This is a genomic window from Spirosoma lituiforme, from assembly GCF_054776635.1.
On record NZ_BAAHBO010000002.1, the window covers coordinates 128,594 to 141,397 of the forward strand.

Annotated in this window: 13 protein-coding genes; 9 read left to right on the top strand and 4 right to left on the bottom strand. The window is 50.1% G+C overall.

What is annotated here, in order from left to right; translation table 11 throughout:
* Positions 1–17: 17 nt before the first annotated feature.
* Complete coding sequence (locus ACYU87_RS09035) at positions 18–1,496, bottom strand: PhoX family protein (RefSeq protein ID WP_461133736.1); 1,479 nt, start codon at positions 1,494–1,496, stop codon at positions 18–20.
* 246 nt (positions 1,497–1,742) lie between these two features.
* On the opposite strand from ACYU87_RS09035, the gene dprA reads away from it, so the two are divergent.
* The 4 genes from dprA to ACYU87_RS09055 all read left to right on the top strand — a co-directional run bounded on the left by dprA (position 1,743) and on the right by ACYU87_RS09055 (position 5,139).
* Positions 1,743–2,855: a DNA-processing protein DprA gene (gene dprA / locus ACYU87_RS09040; RefSeq protein WP_461133737.1), complete on the top strand. Its 1,113-nt coding sequence runs from the start codon at positions 1,743–1,745 to the stop codon at positions 2,853–2,855.
* A gap of 128 nt (positions 2,856–2,983) precedes the next feature.
* Entirely contained in the window at positions 2,984–3,979 is a 996-nt protein-coding gene (locus tag ACYU87_RS09045) for a glycoside hydrolase family 43 protein (RefSeq protein WP_461133738.1), read from the top strand.
* Positions 3,980–4,075: 96 nt separating this feature from the next.
* Positions 4,076–4,198 (top strand): 30S ribosomal protein THX, encoded by a 123-nt coding sequence (locus ACYU87_RS09050; protein ID WP_461133739.1) that lies wholly within the window; start codon positions 4,076–4,078, stop codon positions 4,196–4,198.
* Positions 4,199–4,515: 317 nt separating this feature from the next.
* Complete coding sequence (locus tag ACYU87_RS09055; protein ID WP_461133740.1) at positions 4,516–5,139, top strand: trimeric intracellular cation channel family protein; 624 nt, start codon at positions 4,516–4,518, stop codon at positions 5,137–5,139.
* Positions 5,140–5,207: 68 nt separating this feature from the next.
* Here the strand turns inward: ACYU87_RS09055 and ACYU87_RS09060 are convergent, their stop codons facing one another.
* Entirely contained in the window at positions 5,208–6,104 is an 897-nt protein-coding gene (locus tag ACYU87_RS09060; RefSeq protein ID WP_461133741.1) for an alpha/beta fold hydrolase, read from the bottom strand.
* Positions 6,105–6,391: 287 nt separating this feature from the next.
* Between ACYU87_RS09060 and ACYU87_RS09065 the strand changes: the two genes are divergently transcribed.
* Positions 6,392–7,840 carry a TlpA family protein disulfide reductase gene (locus ACYU87_RS09065; RefSeq protein ID WP_461133742.1) on the top strand — a complete coding sequence of 483 codons (1,449 nt, stop codon included), beginning with the start codon at positions 6,392–6,394 and terminating at the stop codon, positions 7,838–7,840.
* An 84-nt stretch (positions 7,841–7,924) separates the two neighbouring features.
* On the opposite strand, the gene ACYU87_RS09070 is transcribed toward ACYU87_RS09065, so the two are convergent.
* Complete coding sequence (locus ACYU87_RS09070; RefSeq protein ID WP_461133743.1) at positions 7,925–8,806, bottom strand: SDR family oxidoreductase; 882 nt, start codon at positions 8,804–8,806, stop codon at positions 7,925–7,927.
* A 289-nt stretch (positions 8,807–9,095) separates the two neighbouring features.
* Between ACYU87_RS09070 and ACYU87_RS09075 the strand changes: the two genes are divergently transcribed.
* The 4 genes from ACYU87_RS09075 to ACYU87_RS09090 all read left to right on the top strand — a co-directional run bounded on the left by ACYU87_RS09075 (position 9,096) and on the right by ACYU87_RS09090 (position 12,022).
* Positions 9,096–9,491, top strand: a complete 396-nt coding sequence (locus tag ACYU87_RS09075; protein ID WP_461133744.1) for a DUF2267 domain-containing protein — start codon at positions 9,096–9,098, stop codon at positions 9,489–9,491.
* Positions 9,492–9,857: 366 nt separating this feature from the next.
* Positions 9,858–10,952, top strand: a complete 1,095-nt coding sequence (locus ACYU87_RS09080) for a sensor histidine kinase (RefSeq protein ID WP_461133745.1) — start codon at positions 9,858–9,860, stop codon at positions 10,950–10,952.
* Positions 10,953–10,973: 21 nt separating this feature from the next.
* Positions 10,974–11,423, top strand: a complete 450-nt coding sequence (locus ACYU87_RS09085) for a response regulator (protein WP_461133746.1) — start codon at positions 10,974–10,976, stop codon at positions 11,421–11,423.
* 41 nt (positions 11,424–11,464) lie between these two features.
* Positions 11,465–12,022, top strand: coding sequence for a heme NO-binding domain-containing protein (locus ACYU87_RS09090; RefSeq protein ID WP_461133747.1), 558 nt, complete (start codon positions 11,465–11,467; stop codon positions 12,020–12,022).
* A 19-nt stretch (positions 12,023–12,041) separates the two neighbouring features.
* Here the strand turns inward: ACYU87_RS09090 and ACYU87_RS09095 are convergent, their stop codons facing one another.
* On the bottom strand, positions 12,042–12,644 hold the full coding sequence (locus tag ACYU87_RS09095; protein WP_461133748.1) for a hypothetical protein: 603 nt from the start codon (positions 12,642–12,644) through the stop codon (positions 12,042–12,044).
* Positions 12,645–12,804: the final 160 nt, after the last annotated feature.

Genomic DNA, 12,804 nt, shown 5'->3' on the forward strand with positions numbered 1-12,804 from the left:
ATTGTCTGGTGGGATTTTTAGCGGGGTAGTCCTTCGATCAGGATGAGCTGGCTGGCCTGGTTCTCATCTTTTCGTTTCGACCCGCCATCAACTCCTTTGTACTTATCGGCACGCCAGGTATGTCCCTGAATACCCAGCATAAACGTGTTGGGGCGGCCTGTCACGTCCGAGACGTCGATCATACCGCTGCTCTCCCAGGAGCCCAGTTTCGACGTACCCCCAACGTTGTATTTGGCGGCATCGGCTTCCGTCCGGCGATGATCCAGTTCAATAACCGGCGTTAGTTGCTTGGTATTGAGGTTATATTGATACACATAGGCATCGTGTTTCTCGTCGCCGTATTCGTTTGGATCTTCCATGATGTAGATGTAGTTGGTCGTCACGCAAACGTTGTCAGGATCCTGAAATGTCTTCGCTATGCCGCTCCGGTCGTCTCCATTCAGGATGACCTCCAGCTTCCCTTTCGTCGGGTCATTGGCATCCATGGTCAGGCGGTAAATACGGCCGTATTTCGACCGGGAGTAATCGGCGTTAACGCCCGTGTTGTTCTGCCCCGTAACGGCGAAGAATACTTCACGGCCGTTGGCCCCACCCCCTTTCCGGTAGTCTACATCTTCGACGCGGCCGAACTTGATGCCCTTCAGCTCGTTTACTTTGGCGTTGATCTGCGCGCCCGTCAGGGTTTTCTGATTCTCAATTCTGGTAAACTCGACGTCATAAACGGTTCCCGGATTCATATCCATTTCCCGCTGGTTGCCATCGGGCCGACGCAGCATGTAGAGGGATCCGTTCTCCAGATCGCCAACGGTGTTGGTCATGTACATAGCCAGCTGCCCGCCGTTCACATCCGAATCGTCATCGCCGATTACGATAACTGTTTTGCCAGGGTATGCCGTTTTGGGCAATGGAAGTGCGTTCTCGGCACTCCAGCGGCCAAGCCCGGCTACCTCGCGGGACATACCGGCCTGCTGGGCATCGGCATCAACCTTGAGCGCATGGGTACGCGACTCCTGACCGCTTTCACCACAAGTGAGGAAGACAGGACCGAAACCATGTTCTACGGGCGTGGCCAGCGTAGCCGAACACAACCGCCATGTTCCACCATCCGAGTTCAGGGCGTACTCTCCCTTAACCGGCTTAAACGATTTGTCGAGGGTGATGCGTGATACGGCGAAGTTATCTTCATTGTTCACCAGAATGGTGTAGTTACCATCCGGATTCTGGAAAATCCCGGCACCATCGGCCGAGCCCCCGAACACATAGTTGGGTGATTGCTCCAGCTTATCGTCACTGCTGAGCAAGGAATATAGTTTGACGGTCTCGGCACCAACACGGCCGCCCGACACGCCCGGCAGCAATCTAGCCAGTACGGGCGTTACAGATCGATTCTGAACCGTAATGACAGGGCTATCGGTCAGGCGATGATCGGTACAGCCAGCCAGCGCAAGCAAGCTGAGTAAAATGGCCGACGACAGGGTACATTTGGGGGTAAACATGAATAGATGGCTCTTGGAAAGTTTTGTTTTCACAAAGGAACCACGCCTGCTTTACCTGAATATGACCGCAGTGTTACCAGATTGATACCATTAAAACGGGATTAACAGCTTGTCTTCTTTACGACCGCTCTCCACCTGACCAAAGGCACTGGTTTTGCCGATACTGGTTTTTCTGAACATAAATCGGTAAGCTTGCAGTAGTATACAAAAAACATTATAATGCTTATAAATTAATTTTCCTGTTTCGTGTCTACTGATACCCAGCATCAAATTGCCCTTACGCTCGTTCCGGGTGTGGGCAGTATTCTTATTCGGCAACTCATCAGTTATTGTGGCTCAGCGACCGCCGTATTCCAGTCGCCGTTGGCTCGCCTGATGAAAGTGCCCGGTATTGGCGAAGTGACGGCCCGTGCCGTTCTGAAATCCGGCGTTCTGTCAGATGCGGAACAGGTCATGATGCGGCTGGAAAAGCTGGGAGCTTCGGTCCTGTTTTACACTGATAAAGCGTATCCGGACCGGCTCAAATCGCTATATGACGCCCCCGCCCTGCTCTATTTTCGGGGGGCGGGCAACCTCAATACGCTCCGCATGATCGGGCTGGTCGGTACCCGGCAGGCCACAGAATATGGTCGGCGGATTACCCAGGAAATCATTGAAGCCGTCGTGCCTTACAACGCCACTATCATCAGCGGTCTGGCTTATGGTATTGATATTGCCGCGCACCGTTCCAGTCTGGTGAATGGACTGCCAACCATTGGGGTGATGGCGAGTGGTCTGGACATCATCTACCCGAACGTGCACCAGAAAACGGCCACCGACATGCTTGAACAGGGCGGTTTACTCACCGAAAGCAGGCCCGGTACCAAACCCGATGCGCATCTTTTTCCGGCGCGCAACCGAATCATCGCGGGCTTGAGCGATGCCGTCATTGTGGTCGAAGCGGCTGCCAAGGGCGGTGCGCTGATCACGGCTGAATACGCCAATAATTACCACCGCGAGGTGTTTGCCGTTCCGGGGCAGTTGAATCAGGCCTTTTCGGCGGGCTGTAACAAGCTGATCCGGGAAAACAAAGCCCAGATTTATACCAGTCCCCGGGATATTATCGAAGCCCTCAATTGGGATACAGCGCTTAATGCGGCTTCTCCGACGAAAACGCTGCCCGCTTTCCCCGTAAATATCACGGATGAAGAAAGCCAGATACTGGCGTTACTTCGTCAATCAACGAATCTGCACGTTGATGAGTTAAGCTGGAAGAGCCAAATTCCGATGGGTCGACTAGCCTCATTGCTTCTCACCCTTGAATTTCAGGGATTTGTCCGCTCCCTGCCGGGAAAGAAATACGCTGTCGTTTACGTTTAACGGGGCTTGTCGTGTTTCTTTCTTTCCCTGGGCCGTGTCCTCACGGCCCAGGGGTGTATTAGCAAAAGCATTATTATGCTTATTTTTAGCACTTAATCAGCCTCAGCACTCTTTCACTACTCATGGTTATGCCTTGTCTCCAACGGTCTATTCTTTGTTTTTCGCTTACCCTCATCACCCTTTGCAGTTTTGCTCAAACCGCTTCCAGGCCAGCTAAAAGTGGCAACCCTATTTTTCCCGGCTGGTATGCCGACCCTGAAGGCGTTCTCTTCGGGAAGCAATACTGGATTTACCCAACGTATTCGGCTCCCTATGAACAGCAGGTATTTCTGGATGCGTTTTCCTCCCCTGATTTGGTCACCTGGACCAAGCACAGCCGAATTATTGACTCGTCGGCCGTTAAATGGGCGAAAAAAGCGATGTGGGCACCGTCAATTATTGAGAAAAAAGGACAGTACTTTCTCTTTTTTGGGGCGAACGACATTCACGATTCGAAGAAAGAAGTGGGCGGCATTGGCGTAGCCGTTGCCAATAACCCCGCTGGCCCGTTCCGTGATTACCTGGGCAAGCCTTTAGTCGGAGAAATTCACAACGGCGCCCAACCCATTGACCAATACGTATTTAAAGATCAAAATGGTCAGTACTATCTGTTATACGGAGGCTGGGGCCACTGCAACATTGCCCGTCTGAACGACGACTTTACGGGTTTTCTTCCTTTTCCCGATGGCACGACTTTCCGGGAGATAACGCCTAAAGGATACGTTGAAGGGCCTACCATGTTCGTCAGGAAGGGGAAGTATTACTTTATGTGGTCGGAAGGCGGCTGGACAGGTCCCAATTACTCCGTTGCCTACGCCGTGGCCAAGTCGCCATTCGGTCCGTTTGAGCGGGTAGGCAAGATTTTGCAGCAGGACCCCACAGTAGCCACGGGAGCCGGTCACCACTCGGTTATTCAGGTGCCGGGGACGGATGACTGGTATATCGTTTATCACCGTCGTCCGTTAACGGAAACCGATGGCAATCACCGGGAAACCTGCATCGACCATATGTACTTCGATGCTGACGGTGCCATCAAGCCGGTTAAGATTACCACAGCTGGTGTGGAGGCCCGCGCCTTAAAGTAGATGCCGCTAGCCTAACAAAAAGTCCTGATCGACCATTTTTCTGAACAATGTACATGTTTTCCTTGTCATCAGGCCTTAACTAAACGAACACCAGTTATGGGACGAGGAGACATAAAGTCAAAAAGAGGAAAAATTTCGCGAGGTTCTTATGGGAAAACCCGCCCCGGAAAAGGAAATAAAGTTGTCCCGCCAAAACCAGCCGAAGATCCCCAGACCTAGCCCGAACGCCGAGTTCGTTCAGCGTTTGAACGATGGCTCAACCGGGAGTAATCAAAAAATCGGCCCATACTTAAGAACGCGGTGTCAGTACAAACTGGCACCGCGTTCTTGCTTTATCACCTCAAACGCCAGCAGAAACGTACCGATAACCACTAGTACCAGTTCTACTCAACTCGATTTCGTCCGCTGCGCGAGACACGTTTTTGTGCTTTTTGCCTACTTTTGGCCCTCCCGAATACGCATGAATACGTTTTTTCTTCAACCGATTTGCCTTTTGCTTATCGGGATGACCATCAACTTCCCATTGCTTTCTTCTTATGACCACGTGGTACCTGATTGATTTATGTGGTACGGGCGTCTTCGCCGTGTCGGGGGCTTTGTCGGCCCTTCAGAAAAAGATGTACCATGACTTGTTTGGGCTGTGCTTCATTGGCTTTCTGACCGCTACCGGGGGCGGCACGTTGCGGGACATCATCCTAGGCGCTCATCCCATTGCCTGGATTCGCGATCCGAACTACCTGATCGTCGTATTGGGCAGCGTTGGTCTTGCTGTAGTAGGTCGTCGCTGGTGGTTGGGCAAACTACGACGGGCATTGCTGTTCTTCGATACACTTGGTATTGGCATATACACCATTCTGGGGCTGCAAAAAGCACTTAGTGTTGAGGTCAACGCCTGGGCGGCTGTTTTGCTGGGCTTGATTTCTGCGTTGTTCGGCGGTGTACTGCGCGACACCCTGGTCAATGATCTACCCCTCATCTTTGACCGGCAGATTTATGCCACGGCCTGTCTGGCGGGAGCCATTGGCTACCTGGCGGGGATCAGGCTTGGTGTTGACCCAACGCTTAATTTTCTTTTCTCGGCAGGCCTTATCACCCTGATTCGTCTGCAAGCCATTCGGAAAGGCTGGGCATTACCCCGCATCGACGGCCCGTCGAAGTGATAGCCAAATCCACTCATCCTTTAGCGATGGGTCGGGTCCGCTGTTTTATTGCCCTTACAGCGAATCGGCTAATTTTCCAGAAATGACTTGACGATCCGGGTAAACAGAACCGGCTTTTCCAGATTCAATATATGAGCGGCTCCCGGAATAACCACTTTCTTAACGCGGGGTATTTTGTGGGTTAACACATCACTGATCGCTAAAATATCGCTCATATCCTGATCCCCGACCAGCACCAGCGTTTCTGAGCGAATAAAGCCCAATTGATCGATAGGCAGAGGGTCATCTTTGAACCAGAAGCCAGTAGCCCATTGATGGTGCTTCAGATTGTCGCTAACCATGCGCTTCATCTGAGCGCGAACGTGCGGATTAACACGAGTTGGTGAGCGATGGGGGCCATCTGCCCAGGAGCGCAAAAAATAGTCTACATAAGCCAATGTATCTCCTCTTTGTTTAGCCGCGTTTTCTTTGCGTTGGTTAGCAACCAGAACTGAGTCATGATTCAGGTCATAACCAATTAATCCCGGGGCTGCCAAAATCAGTTTATCGATTCGATGGGGGTGAGCAAGCACCAGATCCACTGCGGCAACGGCTCCTAATGACAAACCCATAACGTGCGCTGTCGACACCTTCAGCGAATCCAGAACCAGCGCTAGGCCGGTTGAGTTGAGAAAGGTAGAATCGCCATCCTGGGTTAGCCCATGTTTGCGCATATCGCAGTTGAGCACTCGAAATCGCTGGTTAAGCTGGCTCACCTGTTGTTGCCACATACGGTGATCCAGGAGTCCGGCGTGTAACAACAGCAGAGCCGGTCCCTGCCCGCTTTCTTCGACGTAGATTTTAGAATCGGCTACCGGAATGAGGTGTTTTTTAATGGCTTGTCCCAGGCAGGAGCTTACCCAAAGGCACCCTGACAATACCAGTGCAAATTGCCTTAACTTGTTGAACAAGTGCGCGATAGTCATCTTTATCCAAAAGATCAGTTGGTAGGAGCAATCTACGGATATTCCATGAATGATCATCGCTGCTTTCGCATTCCTGGCGGGCGGTGATTGGTATGGGCTTTGCCCTGGCACTTAACTTTCTTTTCCTAGCGGTCCTCATTACCCTGATTCACCGGCAGGTTATTTAAAAAGATGACCACTACTCTGCATCGACAGCCAGTAGCACGAGTTCACCTAAATAAATAGTTGTTTTTGTCTTTATTTAAACTATACTTGTAGTTCATATACCATCAAGACACGCAACGAATATGAAGCTGATTTTTACAATCCTGTACGTCGGCCAACTGGTTGCTTTATTCAACCGGGCTATCGGGCAGCCAATTAAAACGTCGGGCGTCACTACCCTCCACATCACAACGGAAAATCCAGCAGGTAGCCTTCCGCTGACGGCACAGGTTTACCATGTATTTCCGGCATTTGATTTTTCCGAATTGCAGGACTCGCTTTCGAGTAGTAAAACCCAAACCTGGCTTCGGTGTCCGGTTCGGGTAACCCAAACGGGGTATTTAAGCATTGGTCAGGATCAGCTTGACTTGTGGCTAGTACCGGGCGATACCGTTCATGTCCATATCACACTATCCGGTTCATCGCTAACAGAACGGTATCGCTTTACCGGGCATACGCAGGCTGAGCAGAACTATTATCTGGCAAAACGCGCACGGTTCACCATCGCTCCTAATCAAACAGCCATGAACGCTGGTGTTCAGTCGAAGGATCTGGCCGGATTCCGACATAAGCTAGATAGTTTGACTAGCTCCGAACGCTTTTTTTTGCAGCAATACCAGCAAACGCATTCAGTACCCGCCCCTTTTGTCCGATTTGAGTCAGATGCTATTTGCTACAACGATGCTATGCTACGATTGTACATGAGCTGGTATCAGCCGGACTACCAAAAGAAGAAGCAGTCAATTCCCCCGGATTATTTTGACTTTCTTCAACGCATTCCGGCACGAAATCCGGCAGCCCAGTACGACTATGCGTATCTGAATTTTCTTCGGGAATATGTTAATCATCAGGCCAAGAACGCTGGTATCTCTGTCACTAATAAAAGCCAGGACAAAGCCGCAGTTGACAAGCTGATTAACCAACGTTTAGGCACCGATTTAGGCGGCTTTTTCCGTCTCTGGGCAATCAGTTATGGCGTACAGGATAATCCCGAGCGGGCTCGAACAGAACTGGCCATGAATACTTTTCCGGCTCATTATCAGTATCTACTCATATACCTCAACCAGCGATCGGCCAAGAAAGCAGCCGTTTTATCTCCGGGCGACAAAGCGCCGGGATTCTTTCTGCCCGATACCCATGATTCTTTAGTTAGCCTGAGTCAGTTTAAGGGGCAGGCGGTCTACTTATGCTTCTGGTTTGCAACCTGTGGCGGCTGCTACCACGAGTTTCCCTACGAGAACCAGTTAGTGAAACAGTTTGAGGGGCAGCCCGTGAAAATTGTCAGTATCTGCACAATTACCAAGCCGGACAAATGGCGGGAAACCATCCGGAAAGTTGGCCTGAAAACGGTGAATTTGCTGGCTGATCCGGCCTGGCAGAAAACGCTGGAAGAGAAATACGCAATCAGTGTGTACCCGCATTATGTTCTGATTGATGCCGATGGCCGAATCGTGGAGAACTTTACGACTCGCCCCAGCCATAATGCCGCGGCCAAGATAAAACAGGTCGTAGCACGGATAGAGCCCAGATAATCAGCGGAATGAAAACCATAGACTCAACAACAAAAAACGGCCCTTCGCTGACGAAGGGCCGTTGCATAATAGACATAATAGCGTCTAGATAGTTGGCGAGCCACCTGTTACCTGTACGGTACTGCCTGTCATATAACTTGAATCGGTCGACGCCAGTAAAACGTACACAGCTGCCAGTTCGGCGGGTTGTCCGGCTCGTTTCAGCGGTACATCATGTCCGAAGTTTTTTACTTTTTCTTCCGGCATGGTGGCGGGAATCAGGGGAGTCCAGATCGGCCCCGGCGCAACACTGTTTACCCGAATGCCTTTCTCGGCCCACACCTGCGCCAGGTTGGCCGTGAAATTCTGGATAGCGCCTTTTGTAGCGGCATAGGCCAGTAACTGTGGACTGGGCTTGTAGGCGTTCACCGATGTCGTGTTGATAACCGTACTACCGGGTGGCATATGTTCCTCAGCCGCTTTGCAGAGGTAGAACATAGCAAAAATGTTGGTACGGAAAGTCCGATCCAGTTCCTCATCCGAAATGTCCTGCAATGATTCGTGTGCCATCTGGTAAGCCGCGTTATTGACCAGAATATCCAGCCCGCCCAGTTCGTCGACGGCTTGTTTCACCATCTGCTGGCAGTGCGCAGGCTGCTGAATATCACCTCGTACCAATACTGCTTTCCGGCCAGCCTCCTCCACGTATTTTGCCGTTTCTTTGGCGTCTTCGTCTTCATCCAGGTACGAAATCAGCACGTCGGCCCCTTCCCGGGCAAAAGCAATGGCCACCGCCCGGCCAATACCGGAATCGCCCCCGGTAATGATGGCTTTGCGGCCCGTTAATTTTCCCGAGCCTTTGTACGATGTTTCACCGTGGTCGGCAATGGGATTCATCTGGGTTTCCGTACCGGCCCCGCCCTGTTTGTCCTGTTGCTCGTAGGGGGGTTGAGGATACTTAGTCAGTGGATTTTGTAGCGTATTCATATCGTTGAGAAATTACCATCGAGGGTACATAAACAGGATATAGTTGATCCTGTCATTACCTTACCTGATTCGAAGCCGGATTGTTTTTTATTTCTGAACGAATCGAATTAACCCTACTACGCCCTCGCCGGGTGCCGCGTTAGTAATGCCGCTGACCGTCAGCTTACTTGAATCTACTCGCCGTTCATAGCATCGATAATAGCCGATTTGTAAACGTAAAGTCGGTATTCAGGCCAACATCTTGCCCAAACGGCGGGTTGACCAATCATAACTAATTCAGTCCAGCAATATGCAATATCCAGAATTCATTCACCAGGCCAAAGCGGTCCTTTCTGTCGAGTCGGAAGGTGACGTACTCGACATCACCCGTGCGTTTCTGCATACCCTGACGGCTCACCTGGCTGGTAACGCAGCTGATAATCTGGGGGCGCAACTGCCGGGTCCCCTACTCGACATAATCCGGGAAGTGTCTCCCGAGGACCGCGACCAGGGCGAACGGTTCAAGCTAACCGAATTTTATCAGCGCGTAGCCGACAAACTCGGCGTCGACGCAGCTACGGGCGAACGCTATACGCACCAGTTTATGTCGGTACTGAAGGAGATGGTCACTGAAGGCGAACTGCACAAGCTAAAGGTTACACTGTCGGACGATTATGCTCCGCTATTTGAGGAGCCTCAGTCGTAACCTAGTAACCCCTTGCCTACACTATCGGAATTGCTCATTGGCTGGGGTAGTTCCGGTAGTGTCTTTGACTGAATGCGTACACCAGGCTAAACCGCTCCACATAAATACGTTGTTTCTCGGGCAAATCTGCCCCAACGGTTCCCGATATCCTTCGTATAGATTAGCCCACACAAACCGGAGCAACAGCCGTGGCTGACCAATATATTCTACTTTAACAGGTTAAAAGCAAATCAATTAGCGCATAACATAACTATTATTATTCATATGAAGTGTTAATACTTTAATAATTTTTTGTATGAATATTATAAACTTAATAAATATCAAGTTTATATTTATATGGATTATTATGACTTATTGGTTCGGTAAATGAAAGTTGATACCAAACAGGAACGTTTACTTAGAATGATGGATGAGATTGACGATCATGCCATTATTCTGTTAAGTAAGCAAGGAAATATTGAAACATGGAACAAGGGGGCCGAAAAAATAAAGGGTTACCGGGCTGAGGAGATCATTCAGCAGAATTTCAACATTTTCTATTCCGACGAGGATCGTCAACTTAACCTGCCCGAACAACTGCTGAACAAAGCCGCCCGTGAGGGAAGCGCCTATTATGAAGGATGGCGTTTTCGAAAAGACAAAAGTGCTTTTTGGGGACTTATAACGATTACGGCCCTACACGATGACCAGGGCGAGGTAATTGGTTTTGCTAAAATTACCAGAGACCTAACCGAACGGGTACAGGCCGAAACAGCGCTCAGACTGAATGCCCAGCGTCTGGAAAATCGAAATAAGGAGCTTGAACAATTTGTCTACATTGCCTCCCACGACTTGCAGGAACCCCTGCTGAACGTGATGAATTTTATCGAATTACTTTGCCTTGAGCATCCCGAGCAGTTCGACGACACCGCGCGAAGCTACCTGAACATCATCAGCCAGAGCGCAGACCGGATGAAGAATTTGATTAAAGGTCTGCTGGATTACTCACGCCTTGGCCAGGAAAGACATCTCTCCGTTGTCGATTGTACTCAAATCGTTGATACGGTAAAAGAAGATTTGCTGACTCGTCTCCGGATGACAGGAGCAACACTGGCTTATTCAAATTTACCTCAACTTACTGCTTATCCGCTTGAGTTACGGCAGTTATTTCTAAACCTGATTAGTAATGCCATCAAGTTCAGGAAAGAACATGTGCCTTCTTTCATTACGATTTCGGCCCAGCAAAGCGCTGGGTGCTGGATGTTTGCGATCAGCGATAATGGCATTGGCATTGACCCAATTCACAAAGACAAGATTTTCCTGATTTTTCAGCGATTACACAACCTCGATACCTACGAAGGAAATGGGATTGGCCTGGCCCATTGCCGAAAGATCATTGAGCTACACGGTGGTGATCTATGGGTCGAATCAGCACCTGGCGAGGGCGCTACGTTCTTTTTTACTATACCTATCAACTATTAACAAGTTAATTTCGAGTCTTTTATGGGAAAATTCAAAGACCTTGACAGTATTCTCCTAGTCGATGACGATAAATTTGTCAACCTGTTTCACACCAAAATAATCGAACGATCTGGTCTCAACGTTCCGGTTAAAGCCATCACCAATGTAAAGGAAGCGCTTGCTTTTCTGACCCAGTCGGGCTGTTACGAAAACCTGGACGAGGTTGCCAAACCCAGTATTATTTTTCTAGACATTAACATGCCGGGCCTGAACGGATGGGACTTTCTGGAGCAGTACAATCAACTGGACGACTGTTACCGGGCCAAAATCATTGTTGTCATGCTGACGACCTCCTTTGACCCCGAAGACCACAAGCGAGCCCTGTCGAACAGGCACGTTGTCGATTTTCTTCACAAACCGCTTCGCCCCGAAGCCCTGATGCGTTTACTGGAACGTCATTTTGAGCTGGTAGAGCCCAACCATCTCGCCTGACGTCTAATCATAACCATACCAAACACAAACATAGATAACCAATGAGAGGTATTGTATTCACCCAGTTCCTGGATATGGTCGAGCAAAAGTACAATTACGAATTGGTCGACACATTGCTGTTAACCAGTAATTTACCCTCTGGTGGTAATTATACATCGGCCGGTACGTATCCTTCCAGTGAAATGACCCACCTGGTTACGAACCTGAGCGAGTGTACCCATGTTCCCGCAGCCGACCTACTGCGGGAATACGGCCGTTTTCTGTTCAGGACTTTTGTTACCAATTACCATCACTTCATTCTGGCGGCTCCCGATGCTTTCTCCTTTTTGAGTACGGTGGACGATTACATTCACGTAGAAGTCAAAAAACTGTATCCAGACGCGGAATTGCCCCACTTTCTTACGACTCGAGTGGATGAGGATACCCTGCAGATGGTTTATCATTCCAGCCGCCGACTGTCCGATCTGGCTCTAGGTCTAATTGAAGGAACGCTTGACCATTACCAGGAAAAAGCCTCCATCGACCAGCAAATGCTGAGCGAAGACGGCAGTAAAGTCATCTTCACAATCGTCAAACAAGGCAGTCAGGTTGCTTCGTGAGTGTAGCGTGTCGACGGGGTTACCGCCGAAAGGTTGTAACAGCTTCCTCGTATATCTCAACGCCGGGAATTGTGCGTATGCCATTGCTGATGGCAGCTTTGATGGCTACTTCATCAATTATCCAATACCCATTGGGCACTTGATTCGCGTCTACTATCTTGAAGGCCCATTTCATCTGCACCCCTTTTGGCAGAGCCACCCGGGCCACCTCCGGGGTTAGCCAGGTGGTTTCGTCGGGCGATGTGCCATCTGCCGACGGGGTTGCCTCACCCTGGTGCGCCCGAATCCGAAGTAACTCCCGGTTGTAATGCTCAACCGCATCTTTCAGGGGTTGCATGGCCGCGACGAGAGGGGCTGTCAGCTCTTTTTCCAGTTCCATCCAGTTATGCTTCTGGTGATCTAGTTGCCGGGTGATCTTCATCCGTTCAGCGGCTACCAGTTTGATCAGGTCATGGCCCTGGGCAACATGATTGATCATCGCTTCCTGCTGCTCGGGGGTTCCGCAGAAAGTGGGTTGTTTCTTTAAAAAATCCACATAATCGCTGATGGAGGTCTGTAATAGCTGACGACCGTCGGATTCTTGCAGGGACAGGTTCGTATCGGGAATAGAAGGAGTGCTCATATGCCTATAAGCCCAATTAACGCCGAATTGTTGGGCAAAACCGGGATTGTAACCAGATTAATCAGAAAGTAGGGATCGTTGGGAAAGTAGCCGGATGAGCGGGCAAGCGATGGGTAAGGATGTAGCGCAACCGTAAACCAGATGCAGCCTGCCTGACAGA

Coding starts and splice junctions, on each gene's coding strand:
- ACYU87_RS09035 (WP_461133736.1), bottom strand. CDS start 1,496: ATGTTTACCCCCAAATGTACCCTGTCGTCGGCCATTTTACTCAGCTTG.
- ACYU87_RS09045 (WP_461133738.1), top strand. CDS start 2,984: ATGCCTTGTCTCCAACGGTCTATTCTTTGTTTTTCGCTTACCCTCATC.
- ACYU87_RS09050 (WP_461133739.1), top strand. CDS start 4,076: ATGGGACGAGGAGACATAAAGTCAAAAAGAGGAAAAATTTCGCGAGGT.
- ACYU87_RS09055 (WP_461133740.1), top strand. CDS start 4,516: ATGACCACGTGGTACCTGATTGATTTATGTGGTACGGGCGTCTTCGCC.
- ACYU87_RS09060 (WP_461133741.1), bottom strand. CDS start 6,104: ATGACTATCGCGCACTTGTTCAACAAGTTAAGGCAATTTGCACTGGTA.
- ACYU87_RS09065 (WP_461133742.1), top strand. CDS start 6,392: ATGAAGCTGATTTTTACAATCCTGTACGTCGGCCAACTGGTTGCTTTA.
- ACYU87_RS09070 (WP_461133743.1), bottom strand. CDS start 8,806: ATGAATACGCTACAAAATCCACTGACTAAGTATCCTCAACCCCCCTAC.
- ACYU87_RS09075 (WP_461133744.1), top strand. CDS start 9,096: ATGCAATATCCAGAATTCATTCACCAGGCCAAAGCGGTCCTTTCTGTC.
- ACYU87_RS09080 (WP_461133745.1), top strand. CDS start 9,858: ATGAAAGTTGATACCAAACAGGAACGTTTACTTAGAATGATGGATGAG.
- ACYU87_RS09085 (WP_461133746.1), top strand. CDS start 10,974: ATGGGAAAATTCAAAGACCTTGACAGTATTCTCCTAGTCGATGACGAT.
- ACYU87_RS09090 (WP_461133747.1), top strand. CDS start 11,465: ATGAGAGGTATTGTATTCACCCAGTTCCTGGATATGGTCGAGCAAAAG.
- ACYU87_RS09095 (WP_461133748.1), bottom strand. CDS start 12,644: ATGAGCACTCCTTCTATTCCCGATACGAACCTGTCCCTGCAAGAATCC.